This is a genomic window from Marinobacter sp. es.042 (genome assembly GCF_900188315.1).
Lineage (GTDB): Bacteria > Pseudomonadota > Gammaproteobacteria > Pseudomonadales > Oleiphilaceae > Marinobacter.
In genome coordinates this window covers 1,087,804-1,110,644 of sequence record NZ_LT897781.1, presented here as the reverse complement: position 1 = coordinate 1,110,644, position 22,841 = coordinate 1,087,804, and the positions used below count along the sequence as shown (strand labels likewise).

Genomic DNA, 22,841 nt, shown 5'->3' with positions numbered 1-22,841 from the left:
TTATTCTCGACCTTCAGACTTCAATGGCGTCAAACGGGGGATGGATGCCTCAAGATCGTTGTTGATCTGGATGATGGTCATGGCTCCGGCAATGCCGTCCACAGTCAGCCCTCGCAACGACTGATACCACCGAACCTGCTCTTCGGTACCCATGCGTTTGACACGGTCGCTCTCGGCAAGGGAACTACTGTGCAGATCCGCCAGATCCATCATCCTGGCGCCAATCCAGAGCTGTTCACCGCCGCCATTTCTGTACAAACCGTCCCCTGTAAGGTATTCCGGCAAGCGCCACAATACCCGATATTCTCCAAACCAGTATCGCTCGATGCTGGCAAAGGAAACGGTCTGACTGCCCGACGATGAGGCCACCTCTGCTTCATCGCCGTTCAGGTAGCGGAGGACAATGAATCCCGTATTGCCTGCCTCGTCCTGGAGCTGAAGCATTGCCGGGCGGTTGAGAAACTCCAGGCTTCGGCGGCTACCCTGACGACTCAGGCATCCAAGACCCTCCTCGTTGGCCCAGTCGCAGGCAACGGGCGCTTCCGAAGGTTCATATTCGCGCCCCCAGATCCCGAAAAGTACCTGGAAAGCCTCCACGGAATCCAGAAGCTGGCCCGGCACGGCAAGTTCAACGGGTGCTGACGGCTCTCCGGACCCGGTTTCCTGAATCTCTTGCAATGGTTGCTGTTCCTCCTCGTCGACTCGCTCAACAGCCCCCTGCAAAGGTTCTGCTGGGGAGGGATCGGTGAGAAACGCTCCGCCGGGTGACCAACGCTCAAAAAGCCAGGCGGTGCCGATGATGGCCACCAGAATCGACGCCACAACGATAAGGTACTGGGATCTGTCTGGTGACTGGCGCGCTCGTGAGGGCGTGGGGCCGAGGGATTGTCCACGTACTTCTTTTGCCGCCTGGCGGATATGCTCGGGCGTGATCTCATGCTCACCCTCGGCATAGGCGCCCAACAACGCGCGGTCACTGATCAGGTTGATCAGGCGGGGTATGCCCTGGCTCTCGCGATAGAGGCGATTCACCGCCCGCTGCGAAAAGATGTCACCCCGCATGCCTGCAACACTGAGGCGGTATTTCAGGTAGGCCGCCAGCTCTTCCCGACCAATCGCGTCCAGGTGATAACGTGCTGTAACCCGCTGATTCAGCTGCCTCAGTTCCGGAAGTGCCAGCATTTCCTGAAGTTCAGGCTGGCCAAGCAAGACAATCTGCAGCAGCTTCTTCTCTGCCGTCTCGAGATTGGTCAACAGCCTTAACTGTTCCAGCACCTCGGCCGAAAGGTTCTGGGCCTCATCAATCATCAGAACCTTGTGTCGCCCGGCTGCATGGGCCTTGAGCAAATCCCGGTTAATCAGATCAACCAGTTCCTTGATGGTGGCGCTGATATCGTGGGGGATTTCCAGCTCATCGCAGATGGAGGACAGTAACTCCCGCGCAGAAAGCCTCGGGTTAAGGATCAGCGCGATATCCACATGATCGGGAACATTCTCGATAAAACACCGGGAAACCGTTGTTTTTCCGGTTCCCACCTCACCAGTGATCACGATGAAACCGCCCTGCCCCTGGACTCCGTACATCAGGTGCGCCAAGGCCTCCTTATGGCGGTCGCTGAGATACAGGTAACGAGGGTCGGGAGCAATGGAAAACGGCGGTTCGCGAAAGCCGAAAAAATCGTAATACATATCAGGACGTACCGGAATCCGCGTTGCTGATCAGCCTGAGCTCGGCCGTGCGCCGGTTCTGTTGCTTCAGCCTTCGCACGCAGCGCTCCAGGGTTTTCGATATACGGGCGTGGGAGCGGATCATGGAGATCTTCGGCCAGGTTGCCCGCTCGCCAGCCAGAATCATCTGCCGCACGTAGGCAGGATCCGGATTCGCCAGCATCCTGCTGTAATCCCTGAAGGAGTAGGACGGAGCTATGGTCACGTCTCCCGAGTAACGCTGGGCCATAATGGTGTACAACTGACCGGACATCTGCCGTAGAAGTTCGGGCCTTACCCGTTTTCGCAGGTAATCGAACACGCCCTGGCCATGAAACTGGATCTCGGATTTCAACAGATGCATGGGCAGATTTCCGAGGGACAGTTTTTCATCCCGCCCCCACTGGTTCAGGAAAGGGACTACGTGGGGGTTGGTCTGGCTCACAATGGTGTAATTAACATCGTACAGGTGCATCAAACGCTCGATCGGAAGATCACTGACGACCGAGCCATCCACAAACTTCAGGCGGGGCATATACGGTAGCGTATTACCCTGAATGTCTTTTTTCATCAGGGTAACTGGCGGGAAAATACCGGGAACCGCCGCGCTGGCCAACACCGCGCTCCACACCATCAAATAGGGCGAAGTGTATCCGCAAAGCAATCGGGCCTTCTGGTGCGCCTGCACCGGGGACACGCTTACGTTGATTGAACGTCCGGTACGCTGATACGCTTCCTCGAAGGTGTACTCACCGACATTGCCCCGCAGACAGTTCCGAAGCTCCTCCTGATCCATGAGCCCGTCGCCACGCACCGCGCTGAGAAGACCTCGCCATTTCCAGGCCTTCAGGTTGTGGTTCTCCGGAATAAGCATTTCCGGAATTTCGGCATCCGTATGCACACCAAGAATGCCTGCGATGATGGCCCCGATACTCGAGCCGGCAATAACCTGCGGCAGAAGCCCCTTTTCCCAGAGCGCCTTGATCACGCCGAAATGGAACACACCAAGGGTGGCGCCGCCACTGAGCAAAAGTGCCGGGCGACCGTAACTTGTGAGGGTGTCGCGGAAGAACTGGAGCTTATCTGAAACTGGAAAACCCGGAACCGGTTGATCACAAAGATAGTCCAGCGCTTCACAGATCTGCGTGATGTACTCCTCGATCAAATGCTTGGTGCCGACGCGCGATCGGGTATAAAGCGCGGGATTGCCCATATTGCCCAGGTCATGGTGCAAGCCTTCACGGAGGGCGCGTTTGAGGCGTTCCACGTCATTCTGCTGGCGATACTGCTTGAGGTTGCTCAGCCGGTCGTAGATGACTTCATAATGATAAAGGTCGGAGGCAAAATCCTCTTTCCACTCGGCGTTGCCCTCCAAAAAGTCCAGTTCCAGGGCTGCTGCTTTCCACACCTCGTAGTTGGGCGCGTCGGCGAGCATTTTCCGGAACTTGGCTATTCTTGGGTCCTTGAGCACCGTTGATCTCCTTTCAATCCGGCTGACGCTTAGAAATCATCAAGCATCAAGTCCTCATTATCATCGCTGGCAAACGGATCGTTAACCACCTTCCCGTCATTAATCAGGAATTCGCGACGTTGCAGAAAGGCATTCCGCACAAACACGTAGCTGTCGCCAGAGATGAAACTTTCTGCGGGAATCAGATCCGCCCGGCGGTCGACTATTTGCAGAGCCCTGGCGTAGTAAACTTCAGGACTTTCCACTTCATCCCACGCGGAAGGCAACGCGAAGCCGTCGGTCACAAACCCGGTAAAATGCCGCGGTGTGGAAGGGCCAAGGAAAGGCAGCATCAGATAAGGCCCTGAACCCGCCCCCCAGTATCCCAGAGTCTGGGCAAAATCCTCAGGCCGTTCCGGCAGGTCAAAAGCGGTTGCCACATCGAACAAACCACCCAGTCCAAAGGTGGTGTTGTAGGTGAAGCGTCCCACGGCTACCACCGCAGACTCCCCTTTCAGCTGAAGGACACTGTTGGTGAAGTTCCTCAGTTCTGTCAGATTATTGAAAAAATTGGTAACGCCGCGGTCGACAATTTGCGGCGTAAAGGTCCGATAAGCCTGTGCTACCGGTTTCAGGAACCAGCGGTCGATGGTCTCGTTGAAGGTGTACACCTTGCGGTTCCAGTTCTCCCAGGGATCTGCAGGATCAACCGGAACAGATCCCTCTGGAGCGGGTTCCTGCATGTTCTGGGCGATAGCCTGGCCCGCTGGCAGAAGTGCAGACAGGGACAACAACATGGCCAGGGTAAAAAGCCGGCGCCGGATAAAAAAGTAGTTCATCATCTGCTCTTGGGTTGTTTAATTCGTTTCAATTCGTCGAAAATACCGGCGCTACTTTTTATTATTAAACCGTTGTTCCGGAGAAACCGATGTCAGTACCGGGAAATCTTGTAAACACAATCACCATGCCCCTCCGGTGGGGAGACATGGATGCATACGGCCACGCCAATAATACAGTCTACTTCCGATTCTTTGAGGAAGCGCGCATTGTGTGGCTGGCTTCACTGGAGCTGGGCGGGCCTGACGAGCCGACCGGCCCCGTCATTATAAAGACCAGCGCTACCTTTCTAAAGGAATTGAACCACCCGGCAACGGTTGAGGTGAAAACATACGCTGACAAGGCAGGTAACACCAGTCTCGACACCTACCATTTGCTGACAGATGTCGACACCGGCGCCGTCTATGCGGAAGGCTATGCAAAAATCGTCTGGTTCGACCGAAAGACGCGCTCATCGGCTCCACTGCCAGACACCCTCAGGGCACTGGCAACGTCTTGACCCAGCTCACTCCTATCGGCGGCGAACCACCACGCTGCCGATGGAATAGCCTGCCCCGAACGAACAGATTACCCCCAGGTCACCACTGACAAGGTCATCCTTGTTCTTGTGGAAGGCGATGATCGAACCGGCAGAGCTGGTGTTGGCGTACTCATCCAGGATGACCGGGGCCTCTTCTTCGGTGGCATCCCGACCCAGTACCTTTCGCGCTATCAGCTGGTTCATGTTCAGGTTGGCCTGGTGCAGCCACATGCGACGGAGATCATCCGGGGCCAGAGAAAGGCTCTGCAGCTGTTTCTGGATTGTCTCGGCAACCAGTGGCGACACCTCTTTGAATACCTTGCGGCCTTGTTGAACGAAGAGTTTGTCCGGTTTTCCGACACCGGAATCGTCGGCGCGGTTCAGAAACCCGAAATTGTTCCGGATGTTATTCGAGAATTTGGTTTTCAGGCTGGTACCGAGGATCTCGAAGCCCTGGCCTTCGCGTGTATCTTCTTCTCGCTCAACCAGAATAGCCGTACAGGCGTCGCCGAAAATAAAGTGACTGTCCCGATCGCGGAAGTTCAGGTGCCCCGAACAGATCTCCGGGCTGACCACCAGAACGGCACGGGCACTGCCATTCTCGACAGAGTTTACGGCGGCCTGGAGACCGAACGTAGCGGAGCTGCAGGCTACATTCATGTCATAGGCAAACCCGTCGATACCCAACGCCTCCTGGACCTCGATAGAAACGGCTGGGTAGGCTCGCTGCAGATTAGAGCAGGCAACAATCACCGCATCAACATCCTCAGCCGACTTGCCCGCTTGTTCCAGCGCCTCACGGCAGGCCGTCACAGCCATATCGCATTGAACCGAGGGCTCTTCGTTGCTGCGATCCGGGATGTAGGGTTTCATGCGATGCGGATCGAGAATGCCATCCTTGTCGATGACATGGCGACGTTTGATGCCCGACGCTTTTTCAATGAACGAAGAGGAAGAAGGCTGCAGTGGCGTTACATCGCCGCTGGCGATGGCGTCTGCGTTCTCGGCGTTGAACAGTTCAACATACTGGTTAAAGGCTTCGACCAGTTCGTCATTACTAATGGTTGCTGGCGGTGTGTAGAGACCGGTCCCGCTAATAACGGCTTTAATCACGCTAACCCCACGTCATGATTGTGAAAACAGGACACCAGACATCCCGTTTTGTTAATTCGTTGACCTACTGTCGGAAATACTAACACAGTATCGGGCTTTTGCCCGTCGGGTATCAGTCATGGGCACCGGATTGGTGCGCTCGTTACTCCCTCAGACCTTCGTTTTCTCCCACTGCCGGTCCAATCGTTTTACGGACACAGTCATCACCGTGCCCAGTTGCTGTGCAAAAAACGACACCCGGAATTCTTCCAGCATCCAGCGGTATAACACCAGCTCGGGGTCTCGAACGCCCTGCCGCTGCTGTTCGTCCCGCTTGACAGCATACCGGGACCAGAGCGGCTCAATGGTGTGGAGAAATTCCCGTTCCCGGCCCATTTCCCGGGGCATCTTCTCGAGCCGAACCAGAGCCGCCTCAAAATAGCGCCCGAATTCCGCCAGCCACTCAGGCGGCGTCTCAACCAGGAATCCCGGATACACCAGGTTCTGCAGCTGAAACTTGAGATCTGCCATGCTGTTGGCCATGGCCAGATTGATCTTACCTTTTAACTGTTTCGCCACTTTCTGGTAACCGGACATGGCCTGATACAGCCGTTCGTCTGCCTGCTCCAGTGCAGGAATGAAATCCCCTCGGTGAGCATCAAACACCTTGTCGAAGCCCTCTGCTGTCCTCGGAATTTCGTCCGCAAGAAAGTGCTGCATGGCGGTCGCCAACAGCAGATCATCCAACAACACTTTCGACTGACCCACCGGAGCAAACATCAGCGCAGACTGTTTAAACCGGGGGAGCTTGCGCTCCAGATCATCAAGAGTTCGGCCAAACCGGTTAATGATCAAGCGGGCGATAGCCTTCCGAGTCGTATCTTCAGCGGTCAGCCGATCAAGACAACGGATCTGGCGTACCTGGTTACCCAGGTCCTCAAGGGCGGGATACACAGTAACCTGCATACCGCCTTTTTCTGTCTGTACCTGTTCAGGCAATGCGCCGAACTGCCATTCCGTGTACTCGCCACTCGGTTCCGTTGCCGCATCATCCTGAGTTGCCGAGGCCAGTGCCTGCTCGGCCTGACCCTCAAGTTGGTGCTGAAGCTCTGTCGTTTCCCGGCTCTCTGCAATGGCGCGACCGCCGTCACCCATAACGCGAAGGTTCATCCGCAAGTGCTTTGGCAATTCGCTATCGGTCCAGGCATCAGGATCAATCTGCACGCCGGTCATACGCCGCAACTGCTCGCCAAGCTGAAGCGTCAGCGGTTCGTTGGAAGGCTGAAGATTTTCGAGAGCGGCATCCACGAAATCCGGCACCGGCACGAAATTCCGGCGCAAGGCCTTGGGCAGGGATTTCACCAGGGCAATGCACTTTTCCCTCAACAGTCCCGGAACCAGCCATTCCAGGCGACGGGACGGTATCTGCTTGAGCGCCATCAAGGGCACCTGAAGCGTCACGCCGTCCTTTTCACTGGTGGGTTCGAACTCATAGCTCAGCGGGTAACGAACACCCTCCCACTCCAGATAGTCCGGGTACAGGTCAGCGGCCTGGGCATCAACCGGGCGCTGAAGAATATCGGATTCAGTCAGCTCGAGTTGTTTCAACTGCTCCGCCGGTAGCCCTTTCCACCAGGTCTCGAAGTGCCGGCCACTGATGATGTCGGCGGGCAGGCGTTCATCATAGAAGGCCACCAGCACTTCATCGTCAACGAGCAGGTCACGCCGCCGGGTCTTCTTCTCCAGATTATCAACCGTGTCGAGCATTTCCCTGTTACGGGCGATAAAAGGCGCCTTTGATCGGTAATCCCCCTCCACCAGGGCTCGCCGGATAAACAGATTTCGGCATTCCGCCGGATCCACTTTGGCGTACGGAATGCGGCGCTTGGCTACGATATCGAGGCCGTACAGCGTCACCTTTTCATAGCCCATCACCTGGGCCCGCTTCTGCTCCCAGTGGGGCTCAAAGTAGTGGTGCTTGACGATATGTCCGGCGAGGGGCTCAATCCACTCCGGTTGAATGGAGGCCACCACCCGGGCAAACACCCGACTGGTTTCCACGATCTCGGTGGCCACAATCCACTTTGGGCCACTCTTGGCGACCTTTGAGCCTGGAAAAATTAGCACTTTGCGGTTTCGCGTCGCCAGGTATTCCTTCTTCTCCACTTTCACCGCTACCTGGCCCAGAAGACCGGCCAGTATAGCCTTATGCAGAGCCTCGTAACTGGCGGCATCCTTGTTGACCATCAATTTTTGTTCGCGGCAGATCAAGGTGAGTTGGCGATGGATATCCCGCCATTCCCGCATCCGCATCCAACTCAGGAAACTCTTCTGGCAGACCTTCTTGAGCTGATTCTGGGACAATTCCTGACGCTGTTCTTCGTAGAAGTTCCAAACATTCAGTAGCGTCAGAAAATCGGATTCTTTGTCATTGAAAGGCGCGTGGGCCTGATCCGCAGCCTGCTGCTTGTCCTGGGGGCGCTCCCGGGGGTCCTGAATACTCAGCCCGGCAATGATCACCAGCGTTTCCGAAAGACTCCCCAGCTCGGCGGCGGTAACCAGCATCCTGGCCAGGCGCGGGTCCAAAGGCAGCCGTGCCATGGTTCGACCAAGGCGGGTGACGCGGCGCTTGTCGTCTACCGCGCCCAACTCTTCAAGGAGCTTATAGCCGTCGTTTACCTGGCGCTTATCCGGCGCCTCAAGAAATGGGAACTGGCGAATCTCCCCCAAACCTGAAGTGGCCATCTGCAGAATGACGGACGCCAGGTTGGTTCGCAGGATTTCCGGATCGGTGTATTCCGGTCGGTTGATGAAATCGGTTTCGTCGTATAGCCGAAAGCAGATGCCCGGTGCCACACGACCGCAACGGCCAGCCCTCTGGTTGGCACTCGCCTGGGAAATGGGTTCCACCGGCAGGCGCTGGATCTTCGAGCGCACGCTGTAACGACTGATCCTGGCAACACCGGTATCGATCACGTATCGAATACCCGGCACCGTCAGCGAGGTCTCCGCCACGTTGGTGGATAACACGATCCGTCGCCCCTTGTGGGACTGGAAAACCCGATTCTGCTCGGCGTTGCTCAATCGGGAGTACAGCGGAAGCACTTCGGTATGGCGCAGGTCGACATGGCGAAGAACCTTGCTGAGGTTGCGGATCTCGCGCTCGCCGGGCAGAAAAACCAGAATATCTCCCGGCGGCTGTTTCTGGCTACGCTCGTGCTGTTCGATTTCATCAAGGGCACCCAGCACGCCATCCGTCCAACCCTGATCCCGGTCGTCTTCATCTCCGGTCAGTGGCCGATAGCGCACGTCCACCGGATAGGTTCGGCCGCTCACCTCGATCACGGGCGCCTTGTCGAAGAACTCGCTGAAGCGCTCAACCTCAATGGTGGCCGACGTGACGATGACCTTCAGATCCGGGCGTTTGGGCAAAAGCTGGCGCAGGTAGCCCAGCAGAAAATCGATGTTGAGACTGCGCTCGTGGGCTTCATCGATGATGATCGTATCGTACCGGTCCAGAAACCGGTCGTGCTGAACCTCCGCCAGCAGGATGCCGTCGGTCATCACCTTTACACGGGATTGCTCGGAGGTGTTATCGGTAAAACGAACCTGATACCCGATCTGCTGACCGGTCTGCTCCCCGATCTCCTCGGCAATGCGGGCAGCCACACTGCGGGCGGCAATCCGGCGGGGCTGGGTATGACCGATCAGGCCACGAATACCACGGCCACTGTCCATGCAGATTTTGGGTATCTGGGTGGTTTTGCCAGAACCGGTTTCACCCGCAATGATCACCACCTGATGGTTTTCGATGGCCTCACGGATATCACCCACACGCTCGGAGACCGGAAGGCCCTCGGGGAAGCTGGCCGGCTTGTGCAGGGCATGGCGCTGCTGAACCTTTTCAAGCCCGCGCTCCAGCCAGTTGCCCATTTTCTCCAGGTCTTTCTGGCCCGGCTTTCCCTTCGTTCGGGCAACCGTTTTCACAATGCGGGCGGCTTCCTGCTGATTGCAGGCGTCCAGCTGCTCCATCATCGCTTTAACGGCGGCTTCGCCATCGGGCTTGGGTTTCGGTGTGCTCGGAGTATCGGAACGGGTGTCTGTCATTGAATTGCCGGAATAGCGCTCACTCGGATTCGATTGGGCGACAGTCTATCGGGAAAGTCGGTTTCTTAAAAACGGAAAAACCCCGCCGAAGCAGGGTTTTCCTTGATCAACTGCCAGAAAGGCTTACTTGTTGTTCGCCTCGTCCCGCAGTTCACGGCGCAGGATCTTGCCGACATTGGTCTTGGGCAGCTCGTCCCGGAACTCAAACTTCTTGGGAACCTTGTAGGCGGTGAGCCGCTCGCGACAAAACTCCTTGAGCTCGTTTTCCGTCACGCCTTCAGCCGTCGGCACCAGGTAAACCTTGACCGCCTCACCGCTCTTGGCATCGGGCACGCCAACTGCGGCGCACTCGACAACTTTCGGATGGCTGCTGACCACATCTTCGATCTCATTCGGGAACACGTTAAAGCCAGAGACAATGATCATGTCTTTCTTGCGATCAACAATGCGGATATAGCCGTCTTCCTGAATCAGGGCGATATCGCCGGTACGCAGGTAGCCGTCGTCGGTGAAAGATTTCTGGGTGTCCTCAGGGCGCTGCCAGTAACCGCGCATAACCTGCGGTCCTTTTACGCAGAGTTCGCCCGGCTCGCCCAGGGGCGTCTCATTGCCTTCTTCATCGAGGGTTATGACCTGGGTGGACGGAATCGGCAGGCCGATGGTGCCGATCTGAATGGCGCTATGGGGGTTAAAGGTCACAACCGGGGAGGTTTCGGTCATACCGAAGCCCTCACAGATCTCGCATCCGGTGACCCGCTCCCACATCTTGGCGGTGTCGCTTGTCAGTGCCATGCCGCCCGAGGACGTCAGCTTCAGGCTGCTGAAGTCCAGATCCTGGAAGTCTTCGTTATTGCAAAGCGCAACAAAGAGAGTGTTCAGGCCCAGGAACGCGGTAAACTTGTGGTTCTTCAGCTCTTTCACAAAGCCCGGGATATCACGCGGGTTCGGAATCAGCACGTTGTGCGCGCCGGCCTCGAGCATGATGCCGCAGTTCAGGGTAAAGGAATAAATGTGGTAGAGCGGCAGCGGCGCGATAACAACCTCCTGACCTTCAACCACCATGTCTTCCATCATAGGACGGGTCTGCAGCAGATTGGCTACCAGGTTGCCGTGAGTCAGCATCGCGCCTTTCGCCACACCGGTCGTTCCGCCGGTGTACTGAAGCACGGCAATGTCGTCCTGCTTGCACTCTACCGGGGTGAATTTTTCACGGGCGCCGGCACTCAGAACAGCAGGCAGCTTGTGGGCCTGGGGCAGATTGAACGGCGGCACCATCTTTTTGACATGCTTGACCACGGCATTCATCAGCGTGCGCTTGATTGGCGAGTGCATATCCGCGATTTCGGTAACAATCACGTGCTCAATGCCAGTGTGCGGCAACACCTTCTCGGCGTTCTCGGCCATGTTCGCCAGCACCACCAGCGCCTTGGCTCCGGAATCGTTGAACTGATGTTCCATTTCCCGCGTGGTATAAAGCGGGTTGGTATTAACTACAATCAGGCCAGCTCGCATTGCGCCAAACACAACGACCGGGTACTGGCTGACGTTAGGCATCTGCACCGCGATGCGGTCGCCAGGTTTCAGGTCTGTCTTGTTTTGCAGCCAGGCTGCAAAGTTGCGGCTCTGGGTGTCGAGGTCACGGTAAGTGAGAGTTGCACCAACAGCACTGAAAGCTGGACGGTCGGCAAATTTTTTGACCGACTGTTCGAACACATCCACCATGCTTTTGTACTTGTTCAGGTCCACCTCGCGGGGTACGCCGGCGGGGTATTTATCCTGATAGAACTGCTCAAAATCCATCACCATCTCCTGTTTGGCGCTTTTGATTGTAATGATTTACCGATGTCAGGTTGCTCAAAAAATCAACCCTACAAAAGTATCAGCCTCAAAAAAGTGGGGAGAGAATAGCAGTTTTGTAACCGATGAGGTAGTTTTCGGAACTCTTACCCGAACAACAACCAGAACACCTGTACTCAAATGACAACAGTGCGGAGCACGCGATGAGCGATACCCTTGATACCCTGGAAAATATCACCTACGACGAGCTGAACGAAGGCGATACCGCGACCTTCACACGCACCCTTACCGAGGACGAACTGGTGCTGTTTGCAGCGGTCTCCGGCGATGTAAACCCGGTACACCTGGACTCTGAATTTGCCGCAGGCTCCATGTTCAAGGAACGCATCGCCCACGGTATGTGGAGCGGCTCGCTGATTTCGGCGGCCCTGGCAACAGTGATGCCAGGCCCTGGGACCATTTACCTGGAGCAGAGTCTTTCGTTCAAGCGGCCGGTTAAACTGGACGACACCCTGACCGTTCATCTCAAAGTCCTTCGCAAGGAGCCGAAAGGCCGGGTTGTGGTGGAGTGCGACGTGCGCAATCAGAACGAACAGAAGGTGGTCATCGGGGAAGCGAAGGTGATCGCCCCGACGGAAAAGGTGTCTCTGCACAAACCGCGACTGCCGAAAATCGCCATCGAACACTGAGAACTCGAAATCGGGCAGCCATTTTTATGGCCGCCCGATCGCACGCTTCACCCGGGCAGAAAATCAATCGGGAACCTGACCTTGCGGGGCTCAACATTGTCGGCCCCGAAATTGAAGAGCCGTACCCGCATGGCAATCCGTTGCTCCAGGGTGGCATGCCCAAGCTCCGAGCTGACTACCTCGCAGGCGGAAACCGAGCCATCCGGCTCTATGACCAGCTCCAGCAGAACCTTGCCTTCCAGGGTCGGGTCCTGGCGGAGTTCCCTCCGATACATGGAATAGAGTGCCGTTTTCTGGGCATCGAAGACTTTCCGAATATTGCTCATTGCCCGCTCACCAGCGGACGAGGCTGTCTCGGCAGGTTTAGCAGCCACTTGCCTGGTTTCTTCAACGGGGGCCGCAACTGTTTTGACCTCGTGCTCAGCCACAGCGACGGTTGTTTCAGGAGCAACCGTATCGTCAACACCGCCACTGCCAGCGAGGACTTCCGTCGATTCCTCACTCACCCGGGTTCGATCCGGGACGCTGGCCTCCGTGTTGACCGAAAATTTTCGAGCCGGCGCTGGTTCGGGGGACCTGAGTGACGCCAGCTTGTCCTTCATCGACAGCAGCCCCGATCTGGACGCTTTCTCCCTCGCCTGCTCGATGGTCTGCGTTGCCTTCGGCTTTGGCTCCGAAGCTACCTGAGGTTTTACTTCTGGTTCCGGAGCGGGTTCAACCTCGGCCACTTCCGGCTCCGGCTTTTCAGGCTTTTCGGGCTGCACTTCCGTCTCGGGCTCGGGTTCCGCCTCGGGCTTCACCGGCTCCGGTGTCACCACCGGTTGCGGCTTCTCCACCAGGCGAGCCAGCCTTGGGGGAATCGTCTCGGCTTCGCTGCGCTCGATCTCCGGCACATCCTGAATGGGAATTAGCAACGCAGGCGGCAAAAACAGCGCCATTACCAACAAGACGATACCCGTAAATCGTCGACTCTCGCCCAGATCACGACTCCATGGCAGCCCTGAATCGCCCATTCGAGACCATCCACTGTCAGCCATTTCGGACCTCCCGTTCCACAGCAAGCCGCACCTGCCGGTATTGCTCATCAACACAGGTCTGCATGACCTTGCGAAGCAATCGGTAATCGGTGTCGCGACCCGCCATGATGGTTACGTCAAGCCCCTCCTCGGGAATTTCAGACCAGCGACTGCGACGCCAGGAAAGCTCTTCCGAAAGCCCAGCGATATAGGTATCACCAATCTCGATACCCTCCAGTCTTGCAACTTCGCTGCCCTGGACGAGAATGGCATTGCCCGTTATCTGGACTGTCAGGCTCTCTACGGCCTCCTGTTGCGCCGTGGACTTTGGCAGTGGCACGTCCGCGGTGTTCTGCATCACTTTCACATCCGACGAATTCACCATCAGGAAGAAAACCAGGATCGTGAAGATGTCCATCAGGGACACCAGGTTCAGGCCCCCAGGCTTCTTCATACGGCCGTAATGTCGACGAATTCTTTTGGCCTTACGCGAGGTCTTCATGCGCCCTCCCCGGATTCAAGCCTGGCATTCGCCGCAAGCTTTCTGTCTGGCGGCGCATCCATCAGTGAGATATCAGGAAACAGCTCTCCCTCAACCACGCTGGCCGCAATCACAGCCGGATAAGAACGGACAGTATCCATGGCCGTGATCAGTGTCTGGTAATCGATGTCTGGCCCGACTTCCAGAACCACATCGGTCTTCTCGGGAACCCGGTTTTTTATCTGCCGAAGTACCTCATGCAGGCCTTCGAAGTCTTGAACTGCCTCCTCTGTCGGCAACACACGGATCAAGCCGCGATCACTGTCGGCGATTTCAATACCCTCAGGAATCAAAGTAACCACGAGACGGAACTCTTCGGGCGCAGGCGCTTCTCCAGCGTCCATACCGGGAAAATTCAGCTCGATCATTCGAACTTGACTGAACACCATGCCAAGCAACAGGACTGGTACCAGCACAATCATCAGATTGAGAAAGGCGGTAATATCCAGCTCCGGCGATACGCCTAACCTGCGATGACGGCGTCTCATGCTTCAGACACAATGTTCAGCAACTTGACGCCGGCCATTTCAAAGCTGTCGACAATCTCATTGGTTCGGGTCTGTAGTACCGCATGAAACATGAGCAACGGAATGGCCGACATCAGGCCGAAAGCCGTGGTATTCATGGCCACGGAAATACTTTCGGACAACAGACTGGCCTTCTGGGAAGGATCTGCCGCCGCCACCGCAGTAAACGCAGCAATCAGACCAATAATGGTTCCCAGCAGGCCGAGCAACGTGGCGATGTTGGCCAGGGTTGCCAGATATTGGGTACGCTTTTCCAGGCGCGGCAGCACTTCCATCAAGCCTTCTTCCATGGCGTACTCAATATCCTCCCTACGGCTGTTGCTAAGCAGACGGCCGATGCCTGCCCCCATGATTGAGGCAATCGCACTGTCTGAGTTTGTGGCTGCTTTCATGGCCCGCTGGTAGTCCCGCTTCCTCAGCAGCGGCAGGATGCCCCGCTCAAAGGCAATCCGGTTTCGCCGCCGTACCGCAGAGAGATAGAAGAACCGCTCCAGAGTAATCGCCAACCCCAATGCCAGGACAATGGCGATGGGGTACATGAAGGGCCCACCTTCCTGGAAAAAACGTACGATCGTGTCCAGCATGATTGTTCTCCGGTTATTGCTCAGCCAGGCCTGAGTCTCCAACAGGGCTCAGGATGAGTGGGTTAAGGTTTTCACGAAACAGACGGTGACGCTCGAGGACGACTGGATCCACCGGCCGGACCAGTTCCGGCGCCTCGTCGTTCAGGTCCGCCCTTGATCGTTTTGGCAGGCTTGGGGCTTGCCAGGGCAGTATGTAGAGTACCCGCGGCTCGTCTTCGCCGAGGCTGGCGGATATACCCTCAACAGCCAGCCGGTTCGCTTCTTCCTGATCCGCCTGCGCCGGGTTGAGGAGCATTAACTGGAGGCCAACCAGCGCCAGTAAGCGTAAGACGACTTTGGCAGTTTTGCGGATATCAGCCATTTATTGCAGCCTCCGTTCCAGATCTGCTATCCAGCCAGCCACCTGCTGGTCTTCTTTATCCGTCAGCTGCCGGTAGCGGTTGTAATGCTCAAGGGCAGTCTGAAGATCCAGCAAATAGAGCTCGGCAATCACCGCCAGATTAAAATGCAGCTCGGCCACATCCGGCGAATGGCTGATGCCCAGTTCCAGTAGCCTGGCCGCTTCGGCGAATCGGTACTGGTCCTTTAGAACGAGCGCCAGGTTGTTGACTGTCACCGCCCTGGTCGGATCCAGCTCCACGGCTTTTTGCCATGCATCCACAGCCGCGCCTTTGCGACCTTCTTCGAAGGCCACCCGCCCCTCCTGTTCATAACTTGCTGCCAGTTCCGGATCCTTTCCGATGGGCTTCTCCGGCTGCCGGACTTCCTGCCCGGCGCAGCCGACGAGCAACACCAGAAGCGCCGCCAGTGGCAGGCCCGTTTTCCCCGTTGAATTACACGCCATCCCTGATCTCCATATTCCAGCCAAGCCACTTAACACTCCGCTCGTAACGTCCCGGGTGCAGCTCCGCAAGAATACCAAGGCTGCGTCCTATCCAGGGGTCATACACCTCGGCCGTAATCCGGCGATGGTTCTCCGTATGCAGTTGAATGGCTTTGTCTTCGAATGGGAAAGCTTCTTCCTCCAGTAACATCTGATACTGCAACGCCTCCAGTTCATTCAAATCCGCCGGAACCGTGGATGCCATCAGGTCTTTGGCCAGACCACGATAGAGTTCGGCCCGTCGGAACAGCGATTCAGACAGAACTCGCTCGCCGCCCAGGGCTTCGGCATCCAGGAATCTCTGTCGAGCCGATTCCAGCGCCTTTTGCTTGCGCGCCAGAGAATGTTCCAGCGGCTGGCTCAGTCTGATGCCGGTAAACACTGCAGCCGCACGGGCACCGAGCACCAGTGACGACCGGGAGGCCCACTCAAGGGTGTCGGCGGTGTGCCAGGTGCTGTCCAGCTCTGACTGGACCAGTACTTCCCTCCAGGCATCGGGATTGTCGCCGGTTTCTATCAGGCGATGCCGGAATGTCTGGAGCTGTTCATGTTCGGCCCCGCTCGCTGCCTTCGGAGCCGTTGCAAGGTAATCCCTGTAAAGGGCATTTCGTTCCGCTACATTCCCGGCTTGATTCAACAATTCCGCAGCCCGCAACTTCAGGTTCCATGGGTTAGCGTGATTGTCGGCGGCCTGCAATAATTCTGACGCCGCGCGGGTGGGTTCATCAGACTGAATCCAGGCATGTACCAGCTTTTCACTGATCCCGGCAGTCAGCTCGTGCTGGGGAAAATCGGCGCGAAAACTCTGCAGGTCGCCGACGGCAGCGCTCCAGTCTGATGCTTTGAGTAAGGTGTTGGCCGCGTCGTAGCGCGCACGGATGGCAACGTCCGAACCTGGTAGCACCGAATCAACCCGTCGGAAGTGCCCAACGGCCTCTCCGAGCCTGCCACTGGATACCGCGAGCTCTGCCTGCCGATAGACGGTCGTTGCCAGTTGCTTCCGAATGGCTGAGACCTGCTCTTCGGTCACGTTTGCGAGCCGTTCACTTTCGGCAAGATTCAGCGCCCGGCCCCAGGCACGCTCCGCCAGACCATAGTCGCCCTCTTCCTGGCGTATCCGGGCCATAACCTGCCATGCCGCGTATCGCTCTGCCGGAGACGCCGTGGGCGCAGTCAATACTCGCGAACCATAATCCAACGCCAGCTGATGATCGCCGGCGGCCAGCCACCGGGCGGCGAGATCTGCCATCAGGCCGGGAATTCGGCTATCCCCTGCGAAACGTCCACTAAAGCGGTTGGCCTCCCTGGAAAGATCCTTCAGTTCGGGTTGAAAGGCAGGCACAGTGGTCGGCCGGTCAAGACTGTTTCTCAACAGAGCAACAGCGGCCCAGGCAGCATCGGCAGCCTCGCTGTAACCGGGCGACTCATAGGCTGCTCTGCGAAAATTCGTCAACGCTTTCGGAAAATCCCTCGCCTGCAGCCAGGCATCACCAGCAAGGCGAAGCATTTCACCGCTCTGATCAATCCTCGGAGCCAGATCTGCGTAATAAACCGCTGCCTCAGCAAAAGCGGATTCAGCCTTCGCCACCCGGCCCTGTTCCACCAATCGTGTGGCCAGGTCATAGTGGTAATCGGCCAACCGTTTGCTGTAACTCAGCCATTTATTCTTCTGTTCACCAGTCAGAGCCGCGTAAGCGGAATCCTGGCTGTAGCTGGCGACGAAGTGCGCACGGGCATTGCGAACCTGCTCCGGATCACCAGCCGCTTGCCACACATCCACTATCTGTAACCGGAAGGCAGGCACAGCACGGTGACTGGGCGAATAGTCAATAAAGGCCTGATTGGCAGCAACACTTGCGATGGTCTCGCCCTTCACCGCGTAGTAATCGGCCAGCCGATCGAACAGGAGATGTTCCCAGTGGTGGGACCGGCTCCCATCCAGCCAGGCAATAAGGGTTTCCGTACCGCTGTTTCGGGCAGCCATCAGGGCAAGCACTCGAAACGTGTCATCGATGGTATCAACGCTCGAATCGCTGACTGACCCCAGGCTCTGTGCGCTCGGCAGGAACTCATCCAGAACTCTGATAAAGGTTGCTGCGGCCCTGCTCCACGCAGACGGCCCTTGTTTGAACTGGCTCCAACCAAGCATGTATCTGGCCTTGATGCCCAGCTCTCCACCAGCGTCTGAATTAACCAGGTGCAGATAGCCGGCTTCCGCTTCTGTGTAGTGTCCGGCTGCGAAGGCGGATTCAGCCAATCGGAACCTGGCCTCTGGCACAAGAGGGGATTTCGGATATAACCCGACCAGCTGTTTCAACCTCTGGATTGAAGCATCCTGCTGCCCCGTCAGAGCATGGGCCTTGGCCATCTGGTACAGCAGCTCGTCAAGCCTCCCGCCATAGGAACCTCGCTCGAGAATAGACTCATAGCTTCTGATGGCCTCGCGGTAGACCTGTTCTTCTTCAGACGCCGACAAGCCAACGTCTGATCCTGACCGATCCCTGATGTTGCTCAGCCGGTTGAGGGCATCGATCCGAACCTCAGGCTCGTCCGATGTCCTGAACAGGCGATGGTAGCGCCGGGCCACTTCCGAAGGCGAGATCGCCGGCATAGGCCTGCTTTCAAAAGTAAGAAACACCGGTCGCATGTCCCCGATCGTCTCTCCGTCCCGCCCAAGCTCTACGCGAAAGGCTTCCTGGGCTGCAGCCGGCATCACCAACAGCAAGCAGATGCACAAGCCCGCGACTGGTTTCATCATGGCTGCGTCTCCTCCAGGCTTTGGAGGGCGAGATATTCGTAAAGATGCGCAATTTGCTGTTCGGTTTTGTCCAGCGCAAAGGCCATCTGCTGATCTCTGGCTTCGACATACTCAAGTGCCAATTTGTCCAGCGCCGACTCGCACCTTTCAAGCAACTGACGAACAGCCGATAGCAGCACCTCGTTTCGCCTTTCCAGCGTCAGGGCTTCACGACGCAATCGATCCAGCGTTTCCGGCTGCCGGGATCCCCTAGCTTGGACCTGTTCCAGTCTGGCCTGTGTGTCGGCCAGTGTTTTCTGAAGGGAGCGAATACGGGCTTGCTGGTCGGGATCGGCTTGGTTGGCCAAACTCTCTAGGCTGGCACTCAGATCCTTGCCCCGCGCGGAGAGATCCATGTTGCTTTGATCGGCGAACGGGTTCTGCATGCCGGCGAGCTTGTCTTCAAGCGCTCCCCCGAACACCTGCAGATCATGACCGTGACGATCCAGTTTTGCCGCCATGGTGCGAAGAGCCACGACACGCCCCGCCGCCCTCTGCGCCTCCGGCCCCTCCATGAAGCCCAAAAGATAGGCCATTCTCGGTTGAGTCAAGGTGCGGCTGTCGGCAAGAAACCAGTCAACCCCGGTTTCCCTGGCATCTTCCACCAGGGTTTTGTAGGCGCCCTGTTCGCGAATCTTGCCGGCAAGTTTACGAAGCGTGACCCGTTCACTCTCGAACGCAGCGTTGGCCGCAAGGTAGGCTTCTCCAGCCTGCCCGAGATAGCCGGAGAGATCGTAGCCGCGCCCCATCCCTATCCATGCGTCGGCAACTCCCGGGTAGGCCAAAGGATATTTCCTGGCTCGATGCCAGCTCTGCATAGCGGCCCTGTGATTGCCTTTTTCTGTCAGCGCCAAGCCTTGCAGGTAAAGGGCCCGCGGCGTGTTGAAACTGTCGAGATCGACCTTCTCCAGAAAGCCGATCGCTTTATCGAATTCGCCATGCTGGTAGGCAAGGTAGCCCGCACGTACCAACAGATTATTCTCCAGATGCTGGCTACGCTCTGAATCGGCGTCACCCTCAGACATGGCTAACGCAACTCGCAGAGCAACCAGCGCTCTGGCCGGGTTAAGGTCGGATTTAGCGTAATCACTGGCAAGATTGAGGTATCCCAGAGCCGCCCAGTAGCCCTCTTTCATGCTGGCCAGGATGCGCCCGGCTTCATCAGTGCGGCCGTCGGCTCGCGCCTTCTCGGCATCTTCATAGAGCGCTTGCTGTCGTCCGTCCCCAAGATCCACGCCGACTTCTCCCGCCTGCCGGAATTGCTTGAGACCAGAAAGGACATCATCCGGCATTACCGGCGTGGCCGCCCCGGAAAAGCCGGGCAAAGTCAAAGGCAACACAAACAGGAGGACCCGGAGCATCATGGCGCCCTACTCCCACTCCAGGAAAGAAACCCGAGGTTCGTAATCGGGCGCCCGGGCTTCCAGACTCATCTGCAAACGGAGTACGCCGGGGCGCTTTCTGAACCTATGGGTGGATTCCCGCCGCACGAAATCATCATCGGCAGAGCGAGCGGTAATCACCGTTTTCAACTCATGCTCGCCGTTTTCCAGGTTCCCGGTGAACAACTGCTGGATTCCGCCGCGTTCAAGCGATGTCCGCTCTCTACGGGAATACAGGTGGGAAGCGACAGGCTGGCCATTCACGAAGAGCTCGACGGAATCAAGATCGAGGGCATCCCGGCTTTGAAGTGTCAGGAAAACTGCCAATCTGGTATTGGCTGGATGCAGGACCTTCTGTTCAAGGGCGAAGACGCGTTCGGAATGACTGCCGACCTCGGCACTCAAGCGTTCGAGTTCCTCGTCAAGCCCGTCGGCGGCTGCAGCCGAGGCAGCCAGCAATGACAGAACCACCGCACCGAAGCCAACTAACCTTTTGTGTGCTATCCGGCGCCTTTGTGATTTTTGTGTGCCGAACATAAGCCTCCTGCCCTGTAGCGTCTGTAACTAATGCAAACTTCTGTAACAGATCGGCAGAAAGCGTAACACTTGGTAACCGACAAGAACGGTATCCAGATCACCAATTGGAAAACGCATGGCGGAGAATAAAACAAGCTGGAGAGTGTCGAGTTATTTGACAGGGCCGTAGAGGGTATCGTTACGGGAACAGGATTCTGCAGATAAGTTGAATCTCAAACGACTGTTTTGTCGGCATTTAATTCAACTGGCCCTGTATTTGCTCTACGAAAAGCGGCGGGAGTGCCTTCGGGCAACCCCGCTTGATATGCCGAGCTTTGCCGATGCCCTCAACCGCATCGGCTTTTTTTTACGTCAAACGCCAAACCCAGCATTTCAGATTCTGAACAGTCATAAAAAAACCTCCAGCGAACCGGAGGTTTTCAAGACGAACCTTAAGTCACGCGCGTCGGCGAGCAACCCCCAAACCAAGCAATCCCAGGCCAATCAAGGCAAGGGTTCCCGGCTCCGGCACAGCGGCTACATTCGCCTTCAGCTCAGAAGTCTTCCAGTAGAAATCGTTCGTCCATCCAGACAGGGCGGTGACAGTAACTTCCAGCAAACCTGTGGTATTCAGGCTGCCAACACCACCCGCGCCAACAGTCAGCCAGCGGAAGTCATAGCCAAACAAGTGAGTGCCGTCTACCTCGTATACACCGCTTACGCCATCACCAGAAACTTTCGCCCAGTCACTCCACCAGTCTCCAGCGAACACGCCGTCAGAGAAGCCGAGTTTTAATTCAGCAGAAATAACGGAATAATCTGCAGGTACCCCACTATCAGTCAGGTCATGGGTAATCGTTTTGGATTCACCATTCTTCAGATAGACACCGGGGTTGTTTTGGTCGGTAATAATCAACGCTGACGCAGAGGAAGCCATTCCCAATGCCAGGGCTGCAGCAAAGATTTTCGCCAGTATTTTCATTGCGCGCACTCTCCATAGTTTCATATTGAATTTTGCTATTCCTAGCAATTTAAACGCAGCACAAAAAATACCAAAAACTGAGTTTCCCGCGAAAACAAGCACCTGAAAGAACATCGACCCTCTTCAATTTAAATAGTGTAAAAAGGATCGACGTTGCGAGGGAACCTTCGCCGACCGAAGTCCTCTATGACTTCAGAACACTCTTTCGCAGGTGCAGGAATCTGATCACTTGCTCAGCTGTTTCATGGCCGACTCAAGGCCCTCGACGGTCAGCGGATACATGTGGTCGTTGACGAGCTGCTTGGTCATGCCCAACGAACCTCCGCTACCCCAGTAACTTTCCGGAAGCGGGTTGATCCAGACAACCTTGCGAAAGTGCTCATTGATACGTTGAAACCAGGTAGCGCCCGCTTCCTCATTCCAGTGCTCAATTGAACCACCGGGATGGGAAATCTCGTAAGGCGCCATGGTCGCATCGCCGACAAAGATCACTTTGTAGTCGGGCGTGTACTTGTGAAGAATGTCCCAGGTGCTGGTGGTTTCATTCATACGGCGAATATTGTTTTTCCAGACACTTTCATAAACGAAATTGTGGAAATAGAAATATTCCATGTGCTTGAATTCGAGCCGTGCGGCCGAAAACAGCTCCTCACAGACACGAACGTGGGGATCCATGGAGCCGCCCACATCGAAGAAGATCAGCACTTTCACAGCGTTATGCCGTTCGGGCACCATCTTCAGATCCAGATAACCGGCGTTGCGGGCCGTGGAACGAATCGTGTCGTCCATATCCAGCTGGTCTGCCGCACCCTGGCGGGCGAACTTACGTAACCGACGCAGCGCCACCTTGATGTTCCGTATGCCCAGGGTCACGCTGTCGTCCAGATCCTTGAACTCGCGTTTTTCCCAGACTTTAACGGCCCTGCCGTGGCGGCCATTCTTCTGGCCAATACGGAAGCCTTCGGGGTTATAGCCGTTCGCCCCGAATGGTGAAGTGCCGCCGGTTCCGATCCATTTGTTGCCACCGGCGTGGCGCTCTTCCTGCTCTTCCATTCGCTTCTTGAAGGTCTCGATAAGCTCCTCAAGACCTCCCAGAGAATCAATCTTAGCCTTCTCTTCCTCAGACAGGTGCTTCTCGAACTCGGCCCTCAACCAGTCGTCCGGAATCAGGGCTTCCAGCAGGTCGTCGAGGTTCTCGATACCTTCAAAGTAAGCCTGAAAGGCACGGTCAAACTTGTCGAAGTGGCGCTCGTCCTTAACCAGGCAGAGGCGAGCGAGGTAGTAGAACTCTTCCATATCCGCAAAGGCGAGCCTTTTCTGCAGGGCTTCCAGAAGATCCAGGAATTCCCTCAGACTGGCAGGCACCCTCGCGCGCCGAACTTCAAGAAAAAAATCAATCAACATAAAACGTGAC

At 56.5% G+C, this 22,841-nt stretch carries 18 protein-coding genes and 1 pseudogene; 2 read left to right on the top strand and 17 right to left on the bottom strand.

The window, feature by feature from the left end:
* The 3 genes from CFB02_RS05275 to CFB02_RS05265 are packed head-to-tail and all read right to left on the bottom strand — an operon-like array spanning position 1 to position 3,999.
* Entirely contained in the window at positions 1-1,689 is a 1,689-nt protein-coding gene (locus tag CFB02_RS05275; RefSeq protein ID WP_088557169.1) for an ExeA family protein, read from the bottom strand.
* 1 nt (position 1,690) lies between these two features.
* A complete protein-coding gene (locus CFB02_RS05270) occupies positions 1,691-3,178 on the bottom strand; it encodes a DUF3336 domain-containing protein (protein WP_088557168.1) in 1,488 nt (495 codons plus the stop codon).
* A gap of 29 nt (positions 3,179-3,207) precedes the next feature.
* Positions 3,208-3,999, bottom strand: a complete 792-nt coding sequence (locus CFB02_RS05265) for a VacJ family lipoprotein (RefSeq protein WP_227519327.1) — start codon at positions 3,997-3,999, stop codon at positions 3,208-3,210.
* A gap of 86 nt (positions 4,000-4,085) precedes the next feature.
* Here CFB02_RS05265 and CFB02_RS05260 point away from each other — a divergent pair, with 86 nt between their 5' ends.
* Positions 4,086-4,493 carry an acyl-CoA thioesterase gene (locus CFB02_RS05260; protein WP_041645241.1) on the top strand — a complete coding sequence of 136 codons (408 nt, stop codon included), beginning with the start codon at positions 4,086-4,088 and terminating at the stop codon, positions 4,491-4,493.
* 12 nt (positions 4,494-4,505) lie between these two features.
* Here CFB02_RS05260 and CFB02_RS05255 read toward each other — a convergent pair whose 3' ends face one another.
* The 3 genes from CFB02_RS05255 to CFB02_RS05245 form a co-directional block, all read right to left on the bottom strand.
* Positions 4,506-5,627, bottom strand: coding sequence for a beta-ketoacyl-ACP synthase III (locus CFB02_RS05255; RefSeq protein ID WP_088557166.1), 1,122 nt, complete (start codon positions 5,625-5,627; stop codon positions 4,506-4,508).
* A 150-nt stretch (positions 5,628-5,777) separates the two neighbouring features.
* Positions 5,778-9,713, bottom strand: a complete 3,936-nt coding sequence (gene hrpA, locus CFB02_RS05250; RefSeq protein WP_172835803.1) for an ATP-dependent RNA helicase HrpA — start codon at positions 9,711-9,713, stop codon at positions 5,778-5,780.
* A gap of 123 nt (positions 9,714-9,836) precedes the next feature.
* Entirely contained in the window at positions 9,837-11,513 is a 1,677-nt protein-coding gene (locus CFB02_RS05245) for a long-chain fatty acid--CoA ligase (RefSeq protein ID WP_088557165.1), read from the bottom strand.
* 200 nt (positions 11,514-11,713) lie between these two features.
* Here CFB02_RS05245 and CFB02_RS05240 point away from each other — a divergent pair, with 200 nt between their 5' ends.
* On the top strand, positions 11,714-12,199 hold the full coding sequence (locus tag CFB02_RS05240; RefSeq protein ID WP_014577221.1) for a MaoC/PaaZ C-terminal domain-containing protein: 486 nt from the start codon (positions 11,714-11,716) through the stop codon (positions 12,197-12,199).
* 47 nt (positions 12,200-12,246) lie between these two features.
* On the opposite strand, the gene CFB02_RS05235 is transcribed toward CFB02_RS05240, so the two are convergent.
* The 11 genes and pseudogenes from CFB02_RS05235 to CFB02_RS05185 all read right to left on the bottom strand — a co-directional run bounded on the left by CFB02_RS05235 (position 12,247) and on the right by CFB02_RS05185 (position 22,831).
* Positions 12,247-13,236: an AgmX/PglI C-terminal domain-containing protein gene (locus CFB02_RS05235; RefSeq protein WP_227519326.1), complete on the bottom strand. Its 990-nt coding sequence runs from the start codon at positions 13,234-13,236 to the stop codon at positions 12,247-12,249.
* Entirely contained in the window at positions 13,229-13,717 is a 489-nt protein-coding gene (locus CFB02_RS05230; protein ID WP_088557163.1) for an ExbD/TolR family protein, read from the bottom strand. The genes CFB02_RS05235 and CFB02_RS05230 overlap by 8 nt, the downstream gene beginning before the upstream one ends.
* Positions 13,714-14,244, bottom strand: coding sequence for an ExbD/TolR family protein (locus CFB02_RS05225; protein ID WP_088557162.1), 531 nt, complete (start codon positions 14,242-14,244; stop codon positions 13,714-13,716). Before CFB02_RS05225 ends, CFB02_RS05230 begins: the two co-directional genes overlap by 4 nt.
* A complete protein-coding gene (locus tag CFB02_RS05220) occupies positions 14,241-14,867 on the bottom strand; it encodes a MotA/TolQ/ExbB proton channel family protein (protein WP_088557161.1) in 627 nt (208 codons plus the stop codon). Before CFB02_RS05220 ends, CFB02_RS05225 begins: the two co-directional genes overlap by 4 nt.
* Positions 14,868-14,880: 13 nt before the next feature.
* The gene (locus tag CFB02_RS05215) at positions 14,881-15,228 is read right to left on the bottom strand and encodes a hypothetical protein (protein WP_088557160.1); all 348 of its coding nucleotides are present in this window, start codon (positions 15,226-15,228) and stop codon (positions 14,881-14,883) included.
* On the bottom strand, positions 15,229-15,711 hold the full coding sequence (locus tag CFB02_RS05210; protein WP_088557159.1) for a hypothetical protein: 483 nt from the start codon (positions 15,709-15,711) through the stop codon (positions 15,229-15,231).
* Positions 15,701-18,508, bottom strand: a complete 2,808-nt coding sequence (locus tag CFB02_RS05205) for a tetratricopeptide repeat protein (protein ID WP_172835802.1) — start codon at positions 18,506-18,508, stop codon at positions 15,701-15,703. Before CFB02_RS05205 ends, CFB02_RS05210 begins: the two co-directional genes overlap by 11 nt.
* Positions 18,505-19,911, bottom strand: coding sequence for a tetratricopeptide repeat protein (locus CFB02_RS05200; protein WP_088557158.1), 1,407 nt, complete (start codon positions 19,909-19,911; stop codon positions 18,505-18,507). The genes CFB02_RS05205 and CFB02_RS05200 overlap by 4 nt, the downstream gene beginning before the upstream one ends.
* A gap of 6 nt (positions 19,912-19,917) precedes the next feature.
* On the bottom strand, positions 19,918-20,466 hold the full coding sequence (locus CFB02_RS05195) for a hypothetical protein (RefSeq protein WP_227519325.1): 549 nt from the start codon (positions 20,464-20,466) through the stop codon (positions 19,918-19,920).
* A gap of 436 nt (positions 20,467-20,902) precedes the next feature.
* Positions 20,903-20,995 (bottom strand): annotated as a pseudogene (locus CFB02_RS18525) (PEP-CTERM sorting domain-containing protein); the annotation flags it as partial.
* A 657-nt stretch (positions 20,996-21,652) separates the two neighbouring features.
* Complete coding sequence (locus CFB02_RS05185) at positions 21,653-22,831, bottom strand: vWA domain-containing protein (protein WP_088557156.1); 1,179 nt, start codon at positions 22,829-22,831, stop codon at positions 21,653-21,655.
* Positions 22,832-22,841 lie beyond the last annotated feature (10 nt).